The organism is Marilutibacter maris (genome assembly GCF_003233695.1).
In the GTDB taxonomy this organism is placed as follows: Bacteria; Pseudomonadota; Gammaproteobacteria; order Xanthomonadales; family Xanthomonadaceae; genus Marilutibacter; species Marilutibacter maris.
In genome coordinates, this window is sequence record NZ_CP029843.1 from 322992 (window position 1) to 339795 (window position 16804).

Sequence of the window (16804 nt, forward strand, 5' to 3'; positions counted from 1 at the left end):
CGCGGCGCTGGCCGCGCTGTTCGCGATGGCCGCAATGGGCGTCTCCGGCGCCGCGTCCGCGGCCAGGGTCGGCAAGGTCACCGTGGTGGGCCTCGACGAGGTGATGACCGAGAACGTCGAGCTGGCGTTGTCGCTGGTCGACGCCAAGGGCGAGGAGCTGAGCGGGCGTCGCGTCGGCTATCTGGTCCGCCAGGCCGAGGACGAGACGCGCAAGGCGCTGGAACCGTTCGGCTACTACGATCCGAAGATCGAGGTCGAGCGCCAGCGCGACAACGGCACGGTGTCGGTGACGATCACGGTCGAGCCCGGCGAGACCGTCAAGGTGCGCCGCTCGGACATCGCGATCATCGGCGAGGGCGCGCGCGACCGCTATCTGAAGGAGGACCTGGCCGCGTTCAAGCCGGCGATCGGCGAGAGCTTCGTGCACCCGACCTACGAGGCGAGCAAGGTGCGGATCACCCGCCGGCTCGCCGAGCGCGGCTATTTCGACGCCGACTTCCTGTCGCGCCGGGTCGAGGTCACCCGCGCCGAGCAGGCCGCCGACATCGATCTGGTGTGGGAGAGCGGGCGCCGCTACGACATGGGGCCGATCAGCTTCTCGCAGGAGCCGAACCCGATCATCCGCCAGTCGCTGCTCGAACAGATGGTCTATTGGGAAGAAGGCAGCTACTACCACCAGGGCAAGCTCGACCGCTTCCGCCAGTCGCTGTCGCGGCTGGACTACTTCGCCGCGGTCGACATCGTGCCGCAGCCGGACAAGGCGGTCGAGGGCCGGGTGCCGGTCGAGGTCACCCTGACCCCGGCCAAGCGCAGCATCTACACCGCCGGCGTGAGCTACAGCACCCTTGACGGTCCCGGCATCCGGCTCGGGCTGGAACGCCGCTACCTCAACGACCGCGGCCACAAGCTCAACACCCAGATCGACTGGGCCCAGTACAAGAAGGCGGTGACCACGCAGTACCGGATTCCCGCGTTCGCCTGGCGCGACGGCTGGTACATCGTCAAGGGGCAGCTGGTCGACGAACAGAGCGACTACATCGATTCGCGACGGATAGAGTTCGTCGGCAGCCGTACCGGCCAGATCAACCGCTACTGGACCGCGACCGCGTCGATGCACCTGCTGCGCGAGCGCTGGCGTTACTTCACCGCCGACGACGGTGGCGGCGCGCTGGCGCCGTTGCCCGACTACCAGTTCGCGACCTTCGCCTACCCGTCGCTGCGGGCGGCCTATGTCAACGCCGACAACACCCTGTTTCCGCGCAATGCGGTATCGGCGGTGGTGGAGCTCAAGGCCGGCGCCGAATCGCTGGGCTCGGACGCCAACTTCGCCCAGGCCTACGGCTCGCTGCGCTGGTACCGCGGCCTGGGCCAGCGCGACCGCCTGATCGCCCGCGCCGAGGCCGGCCACACCTTCACCGGCGACCTGGTCAGCATGCCGCCGAGCCTGCGCTACTACGCCGGCGGCGACCGCAGCATCCGCGGCTATGCGACCAACGAGGTCGGCCCGAGCATCGAGACCGACAACGGCCGCTACTACACCGGCGGCAAGAAGTTGCTGACCGGCAGCGTCGAGTACGAGCACTACTTCAACGACAGCTGGGGCGCGGCGGTGTTCGTCGACAGCGGCAGCGCGTTCGACAACGATCCGGACTGGCACACCGGCGTCGGCATCGGCCTGCGCTGGATCTCGCCGGTCGGCCCGCTGCGCCTGGACATCGCCAGGGGCCTGGACGATCCGGACTCCTCGTACCAGTTCTATCTCAACATCGGCGCGGACCTGTGAGCATGACAAGCCCCGACGAGCGCACCGATCCGCACGAGGTCCGCATCGCCGAGCTGCGCGCGCGCCGACGCGCACGGATGCGCTGGCTGGCGATCCGTGGCGGCCTGCTGGTCGTGGCGATGGCGGTGCTGCTGCTGGCCGCGCTGTACTGGCTGCTGACCACGATCGGCGGCCGCGACCTGCTGCTGGCCCAGGTGGTGGCGCGGCTGCCGGCCGAGGCCACGCTGAGCTGGCGCGAGGCCGAGGGGCCGGTTGCCGGGCCGATGACCCTGCGCGACGTGCGCTTCGAGATGGACGGACTGGTGTTCACCGCCGAGCGGGTGACCCTGGACCCCGAGATCCAGCCGTTGATCGGCCGCACCCTGCGGCTGGACGCGCTGCAGCTGGAGCGCGCGACCCTGGAGCTGCCGCAGAGCGACGAACCGTTCGAGCTGCCGCAGTGGCCCGAGTTGCTGCCGGAGATCGAGCCGCCGCTGGCGCTGGAAGCCGACGACGTGCGGATCGACGGCTTGACGGTGACCCGCGCCGGCGAGGCGCTGATCGAGGTGCGGCGTCTGCGCGGCGGCCTGCGCGCGCGGCCCGGCGCGCTGAGCGTGGAGCGGTTGGAGGTGGACAGCGACCGCGGCCGCTTCGGCGTGCATGGCGACTACCTGCCGCGCGACGACTACCGCACCGACCTGGTCGCGACCGCGGTGCTGCCGGCACCTGCCGGGCGCACGCCGCCGCGGATCGGCGTGGTCGCGCATGGCGACCTGGCGAAGATGGACGTCGGCATCGCCGGCGCGGTGCCGGGACCGTTGCGGGCGACGCTGACCCTGCAGGGGCGCGACACCCCGCGCTGGCGCCTGCACGCGGATGCGCGCGCGCTGGATCCGGCACTGCTGGCCGGCGAGGCGCCCTCGGAGACGCCCTTGGCCGCGACCCTGTCGGTCGACGGTGTCGGTGGCGCGATGGCGGTGGAGGGCGAGTTCCGCCAGGGCGAACTGAGCGCGCGCATCCTGCCGTCGAAGCTGCGCCTGGAAAACCAGGTCATCGAGGCCGAGCCGCTGCTGCTGGAGCTGTTCGACGGCCGCATCAGCGCGCGCGGCCGGGCCGACTTCAGCGACCCGACCGATGGCGCCGACGAGCGCGGCCGCATCCGTTTCGCGATCAATGCGCGTGGCCTGCGCTGGGGCGGCGCGACCGCGGAGGAGCCGCAGGCGCAGGCGATCAGCGCCGACGCCGACCTCGGCATCGCCGGCACCCTGCAGGCCTGGGCCGCGATCGGTTCGGCGACGCTGGCCCGCGACGGCGAACAGGCGCGGGTGCGCCTGGACGGCCGTGGCGACGCCGAACGCATGCGCCTGGAAACCTTCGAGGTGAGCATGCCGACCGGCACTCTCGACATCGACGGCGAGGTGGCCTGGGTGCCGGAACCGGGATGGGACCTGCGTGCGACCCTGGCCGGCTTCGACCCGGGCTATTTCCTGGCCGACTGGCGCGGTGCGGTCGACGGCCGTCTCGCCAGCACCGGCACCCTCGGCGATGCCGGCGTGCAGGCGACGGTCGATATCGAGGACCTCGGCGGCCGCCTGCGCGAGCGCGCGCTGGACGGCAACGGCCGGCTGCGGATCGACGGCGAAGCCTACGAGGGCGAGCTGGCGCTGTCGCTGGGCGGCAGCCGGATCGAGGCGCGCGGGCGGTTGGCCGACACGCTCGAGGTCGATGCCCGGTTCGAGCCGCTGCGCCTGGCCGACCTGCTGCCCGACGCCGCCGGCACCCTGCAGGGGACGCTGGCCTTGCGCGGTGCCCGCAACGCGCCGGACGTGAATGCCGAGCTCGACGGCAGCGGCCTGAGCTGGGGCGACTACCGCGCCGACAGCCTCAGCGTGCGCGGGCGCTTGCCGTGGCGCGGCAGCGGCGGCGAACTGGCCCTGCGCGCGGCGGGCCTGCAGACCGGGCTCGAACTCGACAGCGTCCGGATCGATGCGCGCGGCGCGGTCGAGGCGCTGGCGCTGGACGCGAATGCGCAGGGCGGCATCGGCACCCTGACGCTGTCCGGCCAGGCCGACAAGCGCGGCGGCAGCTGGCAGGGACGGCTGGCGACGCTGCGGCTGGCGCCGGCGCGCGGGGCCGACTGGCAGCTGCAACAGGCGGTCGCGTTCGGCTGGGACGGCCGCAACGGACGGCTCGAGCGCGGCTGCATCGGCGCCAGCGTCGGTGGCGCGCTGTGCGTGGAGGCGGACTGGCCGCGGCGCGGCGCCAGCATCGACGGCGACGGCCTGCCGCTGAGCCTGGTCGAGAGCTACCTGCCCGAGCGCGCCGACGGGCGGCCGTGGTTCCTGCGCGGCGAGATCGCGATCGATGCGCGGCTCAGGCCGGCCGGCAACGCCTGGGAGGGCGAAGTGCGGGTCAGCTCGGCCAGCGGCGGCGCGCGCTTCCGCCGCCGCGGCGAGCGCGAGCCGCTGAACTATCGCGACCTGCGCCTGGACGCGCGCTTCGACCCGCGCCGGATCGAGGCGACCCTGGGGTCGGTGATCAACGAGGACGGGCGCCTGGACGCGAGGCTGAATACCGGCTGGGACGACTACTCGCCGCTGGACGGCGCGTTGAGCTTCAACATCGACGAACTGGTCTGGCTGGAACTGTTCTCGCCCGACATCGTCGAACCCAGCGGACTGCTGGAAGGCCGCATCGCATTGACCGGCACCCGGGGCGATCCGCGCCTGGGCGGCCAGGCGCGGCTGAGCGCGTTCAGCACCGAGGTGCCCGCGCTGGGCCTGCTGCTGCACGACGGCGACGTGCGCCTGATCGCCCAGGGCGACGGCAGCGCGCGCATCGAGGGCAGCATCGGCAGCGGCAACGGCGATGCCGGCGGCGGCGATTTGCGGGTCGACGGCGTGCTCGGCTGGACCGATGGCGGACCGCCGCTGGAACTGCGCGTGCACGGCGAGAACGTGCTGGTGTCCGATACCCGCGACCTGCACGCGGTCGCCAGTCCCGACGTGCGGGTGCGGATCGCCGCCGGCGAACCGATCACCGCGAGCGGCACGGTCACCGTGCCCAGCGCGCGGATCGAGCTGGAACACCTGGAGGGCGGGGTGTCGGCGTCGGACGACGTGGTCGTGCTCGATCCGGCCGATCCCGAGGATGGCGGCGCATCGCCGCTGGATCTGGACATCGGCATCGTGCTCGGCGACGACGTGCGTCTGAACGGTTTCGGCCTCAAGGGCAGGCTCGGCGGCCAGATGCGGGTGCGCGCGCGGCCCGGTCGCGAAATGCTCGCCAACGGCACCCTCAACGTCGGCGGCCGCTACAAGGCCTACGGCCAGGACCTGACCATCAAGCGCGGTTCGCTGGGCTGGTCGAACAACCCGGTCTCCGATCCATTGCTGGACATCCGCGCGACCCGCCAGATCGGCGACGTCACCGCCGGCGTCGACATCGGCGGCCGGGTCAGCGCGCCGAGCGTGGAGGTGTGGTCGGACCCGGCCACCACCCAGTCCGACGCGCTCGCCTACCTGACCCTGGGGCGGCCGCTGTCGAACACCAGTTCCGCCGAAAGCGAGCAGTTGACCGCCGCCAATGCCGCGCTGGCCGCCGGCGGCAGTGTGCTGGCCTCGCAACTGGGCAGCAAGATCGGCCTCGACGATGCCGGCGCGATGGAGAGCCGCACCCTCGGCAGCGTGTTCGGTTTCGGCAAGCGGCTGTCGCCGCGGCTGTACGTCGGCTATGGCGTGTCGCTGGTCGGCAGCGGTACCGTGCTCACCCTCAAGTACCTGCTCGGACTGGGCTTCGACGTCGAGATCGAGAGCAGCACCGAGGAGAACCGGGCCTCGTTGAACTGGCGCAAGGAGAAATGATGTCCGCCGCGAAGACCACCACCGGCCTGCTGCATTCGCGCCTTGCCGCCCAGCACCTGACGTCGGTGAAGGCCGCGAACCCGCACGCGGCGGTGACGCGCCTGCTGGCGGTACAGGCGCAGGACTACAACGCCGCGCTGTGGGCGATCGGATTGCGGGCCGATGCGGGGAGCGCCGCGGAGGTGGAGGCGGCGATATCGGCGCGGCGCATCGTCCGCACCTGGCCGATGCGCGGCACCCTGCACTTCGTCGCCGCCGAGGACGTGCGCTGGCTGCAGGCGCTGCTGGCGCCGCGCGCGCAGGCGCGCGACAACGCCCGCCACGAGCGCGAGTACGGCCTCGACGCGAAGGTGCTCAAGCACAGCCGCCAGGTGCTCGAACGGGTGCTGCGCGACGGCGAGCCGGTACCGCGCCCGGCGTTGTACCAGGCGCTGGAGGCGGCCGGGATCGCGACCGCGAGCAGCCGCGGTCTGCACATCCTGTACCGGCTCGCCCACGAAGGCCTGATCTGCCAGGGGCCGCGGCTGGGGCGCCAGCCCAGCTTCGTCTGGCTGGACGCCTGGCTGCCGCCAGCCGCGTCGTCGCCACCGTCGCGGGAGGAGGCGCTGTCCGAGCTGGCGCGGCGTTACCTGCTCGGACACGGTCCGGCGACCGCCCAGGACCTGGCCTGGTGGTCGGGGCTGACGCTGAGGGATTCGCAGGCGGCGCTACGCGGCTCGGGCGCGCAGGCGTTCGAGTCCGATGGCACGCCGTACTGGCGGTCGCAGGAAGAGACCGGGGCGGCGACCGGGGCGAAAGATGAGGTGCTGCTGTTGCCGGCGTTCGACGAGTACCTGCTCGGCTACAAGGACCGCACGCCGGTGCTGGATGCCGAACATCACCGCAAGGTGTTCACGATCAACGGCATCATCCAGCCTTGCGTGATCGTCGCCGACCGCGTTGCCGGCATCTGGCCGCGGTCGCAATCGGAAGCCTTCGAGCCGACCCTGTTCCGCGGGCTGCGCGCCCCGGAAACGCGCGCCATGCAGGCGGCAGCGCAGCGCCACGCCGGCTTCTGGAGCAACCCAGGCCCCCTGTAGGAGCTGCGTGGAGGCGTGACCCAGCCCCCTGAGTCAGGGGGCGATTCGCGCGCAGCGCGAATGGGGGTGTGGGAGCGCACCGGCGGGGCCCAAGGTTTGCGCAGCAAACTTTGGGGATTCCCGGGCGCAGCCTGGGGATCGCGGCTCACGCCGCTCCTACGAGAGAAGGCCATCGCTCCTACGGACCCTGCGTCGCCGCGACCGCGGCGGTCCTGGGTACGGGAATCACGCCACCCGACTGCGGCGTTGGCGGGTCAGGTGGACCAGCAACAGCGAGATCGCCGCGGGGGTCATGCCGGGGATGCGCTGGGCCTGGCCGACGGTCTGCGGGCGCACGCGTTCGAGCTTCTGCCGCACTTCCGCCGACAGCCCGCGCACGCCGGCGTAGTCGAAACGGTCGGGGATCGCGGTGTCCTCGTGACGGCGTGCGCGTTCGATCTCCTCGCGCTGGCGATCGAGATAGCCGGAATACTTCACCTCGATCTCGACCTGCTCGGCGACCGTGGCGTCGTCGACGCCCGGGCCGATGCCGCTCACCGTCGCCAGCTTCGCGTAGTCCAGCTCGGGGCGCTTGAGCAGATCGCGGGCGTTGGTTTCGCGGCTGAGCTCGATACCCAGCGCATCGGTCAGCGCGCGCCCGAGCGGATTGTTCGGTGCCGCCCACAGCGCGCCGAGGCGTTCGTTCTCGCGCGCGATCGCCTCGCGCTTGGCCTCGAAACGCGCCCAGCGGGCGTCGTCGACCAGGCCGGACTCGCGACCGGTCGGGGTCAGGCGCAGGTCGGCGTTGTCCTCGCGCAGTTGCAGGCGGTATTCGGCGCGAGAGGTGAACATGCGGTACGGCTCGCTGGTGCCGTGCGTGGTCAGGTCGTCGACCAGCACGCCGAGATAGGCCTGGTCGCGGCGTGGCGACCAGCCGCCCTCGCCGCGCACGAAGCGCGCCGCATTGAGGCCGGCCAGCAGCCCCTGGGCCGCGGCCTCCTCGTAGCCGGTGGTGCCGTTGATCTGGCCGGCGAAGAACAGCCCGGGAACCGTCTTGGTCTCCAGGGTGGTCTTCAGTCCGCGCGGATCGAAGTAGTCGTACTCGATCGCGTAACCGGGGCGGGTGATGTGCGCGCGTTCGAATCCGCGGATGCTGCGCACCAGTTCCAGCTGCACGTCGAACGGCAGCGAGGTCGAGATGCCATTGGGGTAGATCTCGGCGACATCCAGGCCTTCGGGCTCGACGAAGATCTGGTGGCTGGCCTTCTCGGCGAAGCGCACCACCTTGTCCTCGATCGAGGGGCAGTAGCGCGGACCGGTACCCTCGATCTGGCCGGTGTACAGCGGGCTGCGGTCCAGCGCGGCGCGGATGATCTCGTGGGTGCGCTCGCGGGTATGGGTGATCCAGCACGACACCTGGCGCGGGTGGTCGGCGTCGGAGCCGATGAACGACATCACCGGGCGCGGATCGTCGCCGGGCTGCTCCTCCATCGCCGCGTAGTCGAGGGTGCGGCCGTCGATGCGCGGCGGGGTGCCGGTCTTGAGCCGGTCGACCACGAACGGCCCCTCGCGCAGGCGCGCGGCCAGCGCGACCGCGGGCGGATCGCCGGCGCGGCCGGCGGCGTAGGTGGTGGCGCCGACGTGCACCTTGCCGGCGAGGAAGGTGCCGGCGGTGAGGACCACCGCGGGCGCCTCGAAGCGCAGCCCGGTCTGGGTGACCACCGTGCGCACCGCCTCGTTGTCGGCGAACACGATGTCGTCGACCGCGGCCTGGAACACGGTCAGTCCGGGCTGGTTCTCGACCGCGCGCCGGATGAAGGCGCGATACAGATTGCGATCGGCCTGGCAGCGGGTCGCGCGCACCGCCGGCCCCTTGCTGGCGTTGAGCCGGCGCCACTGGATGCCGGCGGCATCGGCGGCGCGCGCCATGATCCCGCCCAGTGCGTCGATCTCCTTGACCAGATGGCCCTTGCCGATGCCGCCGATCGCCGGATTGCAGCTCATCGCTCCGATCGTCTCGACGCTGTGGGTCAGCAGCAGCGTGCGCGCACCGGCACGCGCCGCGGCCAGGGCGGCCTCGGTGCCGGCGTGGCCGCCACCCACCACAATCACGTCGTACTGGAAGAAGTCGTTGCTCATCGGATCTCTTGTTCGATTGCTGGAGATGCGGCCACGCGCGGTGACCAGGCTCGGCCGTCGTGGCCTCGCCAGGCCCCCGGTACTCTCGGGCGCTGCTCCTGATGCGGATTCTAGGCCAGTGAGGCCCCGGCCGTCGGCCGCCTGGGCGACGATGGCGAGGGTTGGCACGCATCCTGCATCGTTACTCATGCACCCGACGGGGCAGGCGCAAGGCGCCGGCCGGAATTGGAACAGGGGCTGGCCACGTGCCCGCCGGGGAAGCAAAGGGCCGAATGTCGGGGGACGTTCGGCCCTTTTTTTGTCCTCGCATGCCTCGCGGTTCCGGGTCGCGTCGGCGGCCGATGACTTGGATCGTGACAAGTCCCGTCGCCGGAATCCGTACTGACGCGTAGCGTCACCCGCCGTGCAATCGGCATCGTCGGTTCGAAAGGGCGGGGAGCACGCGGAGGAGCAAGGCGCCGACGTCCGACGGGGACGGAACAGGGGGGATCCGTGATTCCTCGCCGGACGCCGACATCGACGCTTGCAGCAGTGCGCCGACGACCGTCGGCGCTGCACCTGACCGATGTTGCGTCGCAATGCGACGCTGCGGGTCAGGCGGGGCTAGCTTGCGCCCGCCCCTGTGAGTACGTCAAGCGACGGCCGTCACGGCCAGACGCGCGGTATCGGCGGTTTGGGTCAGAGTTCGCGTTCCGAGACCCGCGGCCGGTTGCCGACGGCGCGCGCGCGCGGTGCCGACGGGCGGCTCACCGGCGGCGCGCTCGTCCTGGGCTGGACCCGCGGCGGAGCGGTCGTCCGCGGCTGGACCCGCGGCGGCTGGCTGGTCGCCGGCGGACTGGCCCGCCGCGGTACCGCCTGCGGAGGCGTGCCGCGGCGCGGCGGCAACGGACGGCTCATCGGCGGCGCGGTGGTGGGGCCCCGATCCCATTGCGGTACCGCCACCGGCGGCCGCGAGCCGTTGCGGGCGCGGCGTTCGCGGTCGATCCGGTCGAGGTCGCGCCACGGTGGCTTGCCGCCGTCGTCGTCGTGCCGGTGCGGCGGCCGGTGATGCGGCGGCCGGTGCGGGTAGTACGGGTACCCCGGGTAGTACGGCCGGTAGTAGTAGCTGTACGGGTAATAGCCGTAGGGCGAGTAGCCGTAAGGCGTGCCGTAGCCGCCGTAATAGCGGTACTCGACCGAGGGTCGGCCGTAGTAATAGCCGCCGCCGTCGCCGCGGTAGGCATAGTCGCTGATGCAACCGCCGAGCAGGGCGATCGCGAGCGCCGGAGCGAATACACGGAAAATCAATGTGCGGGCCATGTTGGAACCCCCCATTCAGTACACAGCCACCATGGGCCGGGGGCTTTGAACTCGGGCTTAACCCGGCGCGGCCGATCCCGCCAGGGGCGCGTCTTGCCGACCATCGGCCGCCGGTGCGAGCATGCCGACCTCCCCCGTCGGTTCCCTCCACGATGAACCTGCACCGCGCCTCGGGCCAGTGGCGGCTTGGTCTGTCCCTGTCGTTGTTCACCGCCCTGTGCTGGGCGACCCTGCCGATCGCGTTGAAGATCGTGCTGCAGGAGGTCGACGCGATCACCCTGACCTGGTTCCGGTTCCTGGTCGCGGCGTTGTTCACCGGCGTCTGGCTGGCCCTGCGCGGGCGCCTGGGCGGGTACCGCCGTCTGGGGCGCGGCGGCTGGCTGATGCTGGCGGTCGCCGGGTTGATGCTGCTGGGCAACTACGTGTTCTACCTGCTCGGCGTGCAGCACACCTCGCCGGCCAACACCCAGTTGCTGATCCAGCTGGCGCCGCTGCTGATGGCGCTGGGCGGAATCTGGGTGTTCGGCGAGCACTTCCGCGCCGCGCAGTGGCTGGGCCTGGCGATGCTGGTGGGCGGGCTGGTGCTGTTCTCATGGGACCAGTGGCAGGGCGCGCAGGGGCCGGGCTATCTGTTCGGCTCGATGCTGGTGGTGATCGCGGCAGTGGTGTGGGCGATCTACGCGTTGTTGCAGAAGCAGTTGCTGTTGAAGCTGGGGTCGATGCAGATCCTGCTGTGCATCTACGCGCTGGCGACGCTGGCGTTGTGGCCGTTCGCGCAGCCGTCGGCGCTGCTGGAGCTGGACCTGACCCACTGGCTGCTGCTGGGCTACTGCGCGTTGAACACGATCGGCGCCTACGGCGCGTTCGCCGAGGCGCTCGCGCACTGGGAGGCGTCGCGGGTATCGGCGGTACTGGCGACCACGCCGCTGTTGTGCATCGCCGCCTCGGCGTTGGTGGCGACGCTGTGGCCGGGTTGGCTGGCGCCGGAGCGGATCGCCTGGCTGGGCTGGCTGGGCGCGGGCATGGCGGTGGCCGGCTCGGCCGCGGTCAGCCTGATGGGGCGCCGCACGCGTGCGGCGCTGAGCGTGCCGCCGTCCCACCCTCCGGCGGTGGCCGCCGTTGACGCCGCCGATGGATCGACACGCTAAGCTGCGCGCAATGAACGCCAACGACGTCAGCGCGGCGACGACCGCCTCGAACACCGCCGTGCCATCCGCGGACCGGGACGCCGCGACGGCACAAGCGCCCCGGTATGCGGACGTGCTCGCCGCGGCGGCGAGGATCGCGCCGCATGCGCACGTGACTCCGGTGATGCGTTCGCACGCGCTGGACGCGATCGCCGGCTGCGAATTGCACTTCAAGTGCGAGAACCTGCAGCGGGTCGGCGCGTTCAAGTTCCGCGGCGCCTGCAACGCGATCTTTTCGCTGTCGGACGAGGAGGCCGCGCGCGGCATCGTCACCCAGAGTTCGGGCAACCACGGCGCCGCGGTCGCGCTGGCCGCCCGTCTTCGCGGCACCACCGCGACCGTGGTCGCGCCGCGCAGCACGCCGAAGGTGAAGCTGGCGGCGATCGCCGGTTACGGGGCGCGGATCGTGCCGTGCGACACCCTCCAGGCATCGCGCGACGCGGTCACCGCGCAGGTGCTGGCCGATACCGGCGGCGTGCTGGTGCATCCGTTCAACGATGCGCGGGTGATCGCCGGCCAGGGCACGGCGGCGCTGGAGCTGCTGGCATCGGCGCCGGGGCTCGATGCGCTGCTGGCCCCGGTCAGCGGCGGCGGCCTGATGTCCGGGACCTGCCTGGCCGCGCACGGCATCGATCCCGATATCGAATTGTTCGGCGCCGAACCCGAAGGCGCACGCGACGCCCACGATTCGCTGCACTCGGGCACGCGCATCACCGGTCGCAGCGCCGACACCGTCTGCGACGGCCTGCGCGCCGAACTGGGCACCCTGACCTATCCGATCCTGCGCGAGCACCTGCGCGACATCCTGCTGGTCGACGACGCCGCCGTGATCGCCGCGATGCGGCTGGTCTGGGAGCGGATGAAGCTGGTGATCGAGCCCTCGGCGGCGGTGCCCCTGGCGGCGGTGCTCGCGCATCGCGAACGGTTTGCCGGGCGCCGGGTCGGGCTGGTGCTGTCCGGAGGCAATGTCGATCTGGACGCGTTGCCGGCGCTGTTCGGCCGCGTCGGCCGCCCGGGCTGAGCCAGCTACTTCAGGTGGCGTGAATAGAGCCGGTGGCGGATTGGGCCCTGGTGGCGCGGTCTGCCTCTGCATTCGATCTTTTTGTGATCTTCATTGGATTTTTCCCGTGACCGGGCTGGCAGGCTCTGGGTCACGGAAGCCCCGTGCACCCGGTGGCGGCATCAGGCGAAGGAACGCGCTCAATCGATAGCGTTTTCCGACAACTGCTGGAAGCCAAGGGGGTGGCGGATGGTGGAAGTGGAGTTTCGCGTGGTCTCCGACCGACGCGAAGGCCTGTTGCTGGCGTTGGGGCAGACGGTCATCGCCAACGGGTTCATCCTGCTGCGGCAGCGGATGAGCGGATGCGCCGAAGGCGTGCAACTGATCCTGCGGGTACGCGGCCCCGAGTCGGGCCTGCTGATGCTCGAGGAACGCCTGGGCAGCCATCACCTAGTCAGGAGTTTCGAGTCCGGTCCCGCCGACGACGCGCCCGCGCCCGTGACCGTCGCGGTGGCAATGGAGCGCGAGGCCGCGACCGGCGCCACCGTCAGGGCGGTTGAGCCGCAGACCGTCGGCTCGATCGCGACGGCGCGGGTCGAGATCCTGCTGCCGCAGTTGGCGCGCAGCTATCCGAACATCAACATCCTGATCCAGGCGTTGCGCACCGAGCTGCCGCCGGCGCAGCGCGAGCCGACCCTGGTCCACGTCGGCCAGCGGGTCGGCACCTGGGTCTACAAGCGCGACTTCGCCCTGGGCGGACGCCTGTCCCTGCGCGATGCGCTGCGCCGCATCGCCACGCCGGCGCTGCGGCCACTGGTCCGGGCCGAGCCCGATGGCGATGCGCTGCTGGTTGACAACAGCCCGTTCTTCCAGCCCGGACACGACGCCAGCTGCCACTTCCTGCGCGGCCTGCTCGAAGGGCTGCTCGGCGGAGCGCACGGCATCGATGGCCTGGTCGCGACCGAGCACCAGTGCCGCGGTGGCGGCGCCGGTGCCTGCCGTTTCGAGTTCGGCCACTGATCCGGCCGCGCCTCGCTGCCCGATTCCTTGCGGACCGCCGCTTCTGTCCGGCGCCCTTGAGCGCAACCGCCGCGTGCGATCCGCGCGCGGCCATCGTCCGTCCGCACGCCGTCGCGCGTCAGCCAACAGGGGAAATGTCATGCCACACGAACACGCCATCCAGTGCATCCACGAGCCGTATCTGGTCGTCCTGTCCTACCTGGTCTCGGTCCTGGGATCGTTCACCGCCCTGCAGCTGGCGGTCGCGATCCCGGCGGCGACCGGCCCCGCCCAGCGCCTGCGTGCGATCGTCGCTGCCGGCGTCGCGATGGGCGGCGGCGCGATATGGGCGATGCACTTCATCGCCATGCTCGCCTGCAACATGGACATACCGGTTGCCTACGACGTCGCGCTGACCACGCTGTCGGCGCTGATCGGGATGGTCTCGTGCATGCTCGGGCTGAGCATCGCCGGCAGCGGCGTGTTCGGCTGGGGCAAGCTGGTCGTGGCCGGGGTGTTCATGGGGCTGGGCGTGACCGGCATGCACTACACCGGCATGGCGGCGATGATGATGCCGGCCAACGCGGTCTACGACACAGCCCTGGTCGCGGCCTCGGCGACGATCGCGGTGGTGGCCTCCATCGTCGCGCTGTGGCTGGCGTTCAACCTGCGCGGTGCGATGCAGATGTTCGGCAGCGCGCTGGTGATGGGCATCGCGGTCTGCGGCATGCACTACACCGGCATGGCCGCCGCCAGCTTCCTGCCCAATGGCGCCGGCAATGCGGTGCTGGCCGGCGGTCTGAGCGGCGACTACCTGGGCAGCAGCATCTTCGTGGTCACCACCGTGGTGCTGGCGATGATGCTGGTCACCAGTCTGGTCCGGCAGCGTCAGCGCCAGCTGGTCGAGATATGAGCCAAGCCGAGCCGCGCCGCGATCGCGAAGGGCCGCGGCGGCGGCCCTTCGTCGCCGACCGGCGCATAATGCCCCGCTTCCCCCACGAGGACGGATCGGCGATGAAGATCGACGGTACCCGCAGTCACGACCGCGCCACCGAGCTGGTGCTGGGCTACTACGCCGCGTTCAACCGCGGCGACTGGGACGACATGCTCGCCCTGCTCGACGAGGGCGTGATCCACGATCTCAATCAGGGGCCGCGCGAGATCGGGCGGGACGCGTTCGCCGCGTTCCTGCAGCGGATGGCGCACAGCTATCGCGAACAGTTGCGCGACATCGTGGTGATGGTGTCACCGGACGGCCGGCGGGCCGCGGCCGAGTACGTCGTCCACGGCGAATACCTTGCCGACGACGAGGGCCTGCCTCCGGCGCGCGGCCAGCGCTACGTGCTGCCGGGCGGCGCGTTCTTCGAACTGCGCGACGGCCGCATCGCGCGGATCAGCAACTACTACAACCTGCAGGACTGGATCGCGCAGGTGGGCTGAGCCCGGGGCCATGCCCGTCGAGCGCCCACGCAGGTCGAGACCATGGGAGCGGCGTGAGCCGCGATGGTTTCATGGGAAAGGCCCTCGCGGCTATGCCCGGGAATCCCCAAAGTTTGCTGCGCAAACCTTGGGCCCCGCCGCTGCGCTTCCACACCCCCATTTGCGCTGCGCGCTCAGGGGGCTGGGGCCATCAACCATCCCGTAGGAGCGGCGTGAGCCGCGATTGGGCGTTCATGGGAAAGCTTCCCGCGGCTTTCGCCGCGCCTGCGGGCGGTCCGGTGATCAATCGCCGGTGCCGGCCAGCATCGTCAGTCCTTCGCCCAGCAGCAGTCGGGTCACCGCCGCGCGCTCGGCCTGCGGCTGGCTTTCAAGCGCCGCGGTCAGCTGTCCGACCGCACGACAGCGGGCGCGGGTGCTGCCGCCGTTGAGCGCGCTGGTGAAGCCGTCGTTGAGCATCGCCGCGCGCACCGCCGCGGCCTTCAGCGCCTGGCGCGCGTCGTCGGCGTCATAGGCCTGCGGGCTGCCCTGGGCGGAGCTCATCAGCACCAGCACCACCGCGTTGGCCAGGCGCTGGCGGCTGCTGTCGCCGAGCGTGGCCGCGGCGCGGTTCAGGCCGTCCAGGCTGCGGTCGCCATCGGGTTCGAACAGGGCGCACAGCGCGCGTGCCTCGTCCTCGTCCTGGAGGCTGTGGTGGACCGCCTGGAACAGGGTGTCGACGGCCGGGTCGGGTGCGTTGCGCAACAGCGCGGCGCCGTTGCCGGCGAGCACGGCCGGGTCGACGCCCCAGGCTTCCATCATCGCGCGGGTGTCGGGCCCGGGCGGCGGTGCGGCGGCGGCCGGGTGGGCGGCGCTCGAGAACAGGGCGATCGCCAGGCCGAGCGTGCAGAGTGTGGAAACGGCGAACGGTCGGATCAGGGTGCGCATGGGGACGGGGCGGAAGACGGTGTCGGGTCGAATCTAGTCGCGTGCGCCTGAACGGCGGCGTGAGCGCGTCGCGAACCTTGCCGGCATCGCGCCCCGCTGTTCAGGCGCCGCGGTCGCTGCGCAGGCGCCGGGTCGAGCGGGCGTCGCCGGCCGCCGCGCGCGCGGCGACCAGGCTGAAGGCGACGATGCCGATCACCACCAGCAGCGCGCCCCACAAGGCGCGTCCCTGCGGCCAGGTCTCGCCGAGCCAGAGCACGCCGAACAGGGTCGCGAACAGGATCTCGGCCGCCTGCATCGCCTCGGCCGCGGCCAGCGCGGTCGGTTCGTTGCGGACCATGCCGGTGGCCTGGAAGAACAGCACGGTGGCGATGATGCCGGCACCGATCGCGACGCCGGCGGCGAGCCAGACCTGACCGCTGTCCGGCGTGCCGGCGGTGGCGAAGGCGAACGCCGCTAGCGCCCACCAGAACGGCTGGCCGGCCAGGGTCATGCCGAACACGCGCTGGGTCGCGTTGAGGGCTTCGCCGCTGCGCTCCAGGTGCAGCAGCAGACCGCGGTTGCCGAGCGGGTAGGCGAATGCGGCGGCGGCGACGCAGACCAGGGCGATCCAGCCGTCGCGATCGAGCTGGCCGCCGCCGTGGCCGAACTGCATCAGCATCACCCCGGCAACCACGACCAGGCCGGCCAGCAGGGCCGGCAACGGAATCCGCGCGCGCCGGTCGCCGGCACCGCGGTACAGCAGCGGCGCGCACAGCATCCCCGCGACCACGGTCAGCTGGAAGGTGCCGGCGACCAGCCACGACGGCCCGCTGGCGGCGGCGAAGCTCAGGCCGACGTAGAACAGCACGAAGCCGATCGCGCTCCAGGCCAGCCACGGCCCTGGATGTGCGGCGATCGCGCGCAGCACCGGCCCGGCGCCGCCCTGCCAGCGCATCAGCGGCCACAGCAGCGGCAGGGTGATCAGGTAGCGCAGCGCGGCCGTCCACGCCCAGTGGCCACCGTCGACCGAGGCGGCGCGGTTGAGCACGTAGGTGCAGGTGAAGAACAGCGCCGAGGCCAGTGCGATGGCGACGGCGAACAGGGCGGTGCGGCGGTCGGGCGTGGACATGCTGGCAGTGTGGCCCCGCGGTGGC

12 protein-coding genes are annotated in these 16804 nt (G+C 71.5%); 8 read left to right on the top strand and 4 right to left on the bottom strand.

Going from position 1 to position 16804, the window contains the following annotated elements:
* Nucleotides 1–25 precede the first annotated feature (25 nt).
* Genes C9I47_RS01460 through C9I47_RS01470 form a run of 3 tightly spaced genes read left to right on the top strand, consistent with a single transcriptional unit; the run spans nucleotide 26 to nucleotide 6704 of the window.
* Nucleotides 26–1783 carry an autotransporter assembly complex protein TamA gene (locus tag C9I47_RS01460; protein WP_111265159.1) on the top strand — a complete coding sequence of 586 codons (1758 nt, stop codon included), beginning with the start codon at nucleotides 26–28 and terminating at the stop codon, nucleotides 1781–1783.
* 2 nt (nucleotides 1784–1785) lie between these two features.
* Complete coding sequence (locus C9I47_RS01465) at nucleotides 1786–5625, top strand: translocation/assembly module TamB domain-containing protein (protein WP_111265160.1); 3840 nt, start codon at nucleotides 1786–1788, stop codon at nucleotides 5623–5625.
* Complete coding sequence (locus C9I47_RS01470; protein WP_190238570.1) at nucleotides 5625–6704, top strand: winged helix DNA-binding domain-containing protein; 1080 nt, start codon at nucleotides 5625–5627, stop codon at nucleotides 6702–6704. The genes C9I47_RS01465 and C9I47_RS01470 overlap by 1 nt, the downstream gene beginning before the upstream one ends.
* A gap of 225 nt (nucleotides 6705–6929) precedes the next feature.
* Here C9I47_RS01470 and mnmG read toward each other — a convergent pair whose 3' ends face one another.
* Together mnmG and C9I47_RS01480 are read right to left on the bottom strand one after the other, a co-directional pair.
* Nucleotides 6930–8822: a tRNA uridine-5-carboxymethylaminomethyl(34) synthesis enzyme MnmG gene (mnmG, locus tag C9I47_RS01475; protein ID WP_111265162.1), complete on the bottom strand. Its 1893-nt coding sequence runs from the start codon at nucleotides 8820–8822 to the stop codon at nucleotides 6930–6932.
* A 678-nt stretch (nucleotides 8823–9500) separates the two neighbouring features.
* Nucleotides 9501–10121, bottom strand: a complete 621-nt coding sequence (locus tag C9I47_RS01480) for a hypothetical protein (RefSeq protein ID WP_111265163.1) — start codon at nucleotides 10119–10121, stop codon at nucleotides 9501–9503.
* 152 nt (nucleotides 10122–10273) lie between these two features.
* On the opposite strand from C9I47_RS01480, the gene C9I47_RS01485 reads away from it, so the two are divergent.
* From C9I47_RS01485 to C9I47_RS01505, 5 genes are all read left to right on the top strand, one after another.
* A complete protein-coding gene (locus tag C9I47_RS01485; RefSeq protein ID WP_211371776.1) occupies nucleotides 10274–11269 on the top strand; it encodes a DMT family transporter in 996 nt (331 codons plus the stop codon).
* A 10-nt stretch (nucleotides 11270–11279) separates the two neighbouring features.
* On the top strand, nucleotides 11280–12329 hold the full coding sequence (locus C9I47_RS01490; protein ID WP_111265164.1) for a pyridoxal-phosphate dependent enzyme: 1050 nt from the start codon (nucleotides 11280–11282) through the stop codon (nucleotides 12327–12329).
* A 249-nt stretch (nucleotides 12330–12578) separates the two neighbouring features.
* Nucleotides 12579–13328 (top strand): hypothetical protein, encoded by a 750-nt coding sequence (locus C9I47_RS01495; protein ID WP_145985396.1) that lies wholly within the window; start codon nucleotides 12579–12581, stop codon nucleotides 13326–13328.
* Nucleotides 13329–13467: 139 nt separating this feature from the next.
* Nucleotides 13468–14220: an MHYT domain-containing protein gene (locus C9I47_RS01500; RefSeq protein WP_223250225.1), complete on the top strand. Its 753-nt coding sequence runs from the start codon at nucleotides 13468–13470 to the stop codon at nucleotides 14218–14220.
* 101 nt (nucleotides 14221–14321) lie between these two features.
* Complete coding sequence (locus C9I47_RS01505; protein WP_111265166.1) at nucleotides 14322–14747, top strand: ketosteroid isomerase-related protein; 426 nt, start codon at nucleotides 14322–14324, stop codon at nucleotides 14745–14747.
* A gap of 282 nt (nucleotides 14748–15029) precedes the next feature.
* Here the strand turns inward: C9I47_RS01505 and C9I47_RS01510 are convergent, their stop codons facing one another.
* Nucleotides 15030–15671, bottom strand: a complete 642-nt coding sequence (locus C9I47_RS01510) for a hypothetical protein (protein WP_111265167.1) — start codon at nucleotides 15669–15671, stop codon at nucleotides 15030–15032.
* Between the two features lie 100 nt (nucleotides 15672–15771).
* Nucleotides 15772–16779, bottom strand: a complete 1008-nt coding sequence (locus C9I47_RS01515) for a multidrug resistance efflux transporter family protein (protein WP_111267894.1) — start codon at nucleotides 16777–16779, stop codon at nucleotides 15772–15774.
* Between the last annotated feature and the right edge of the window lie 25 nt (nucleotides 16780–16804).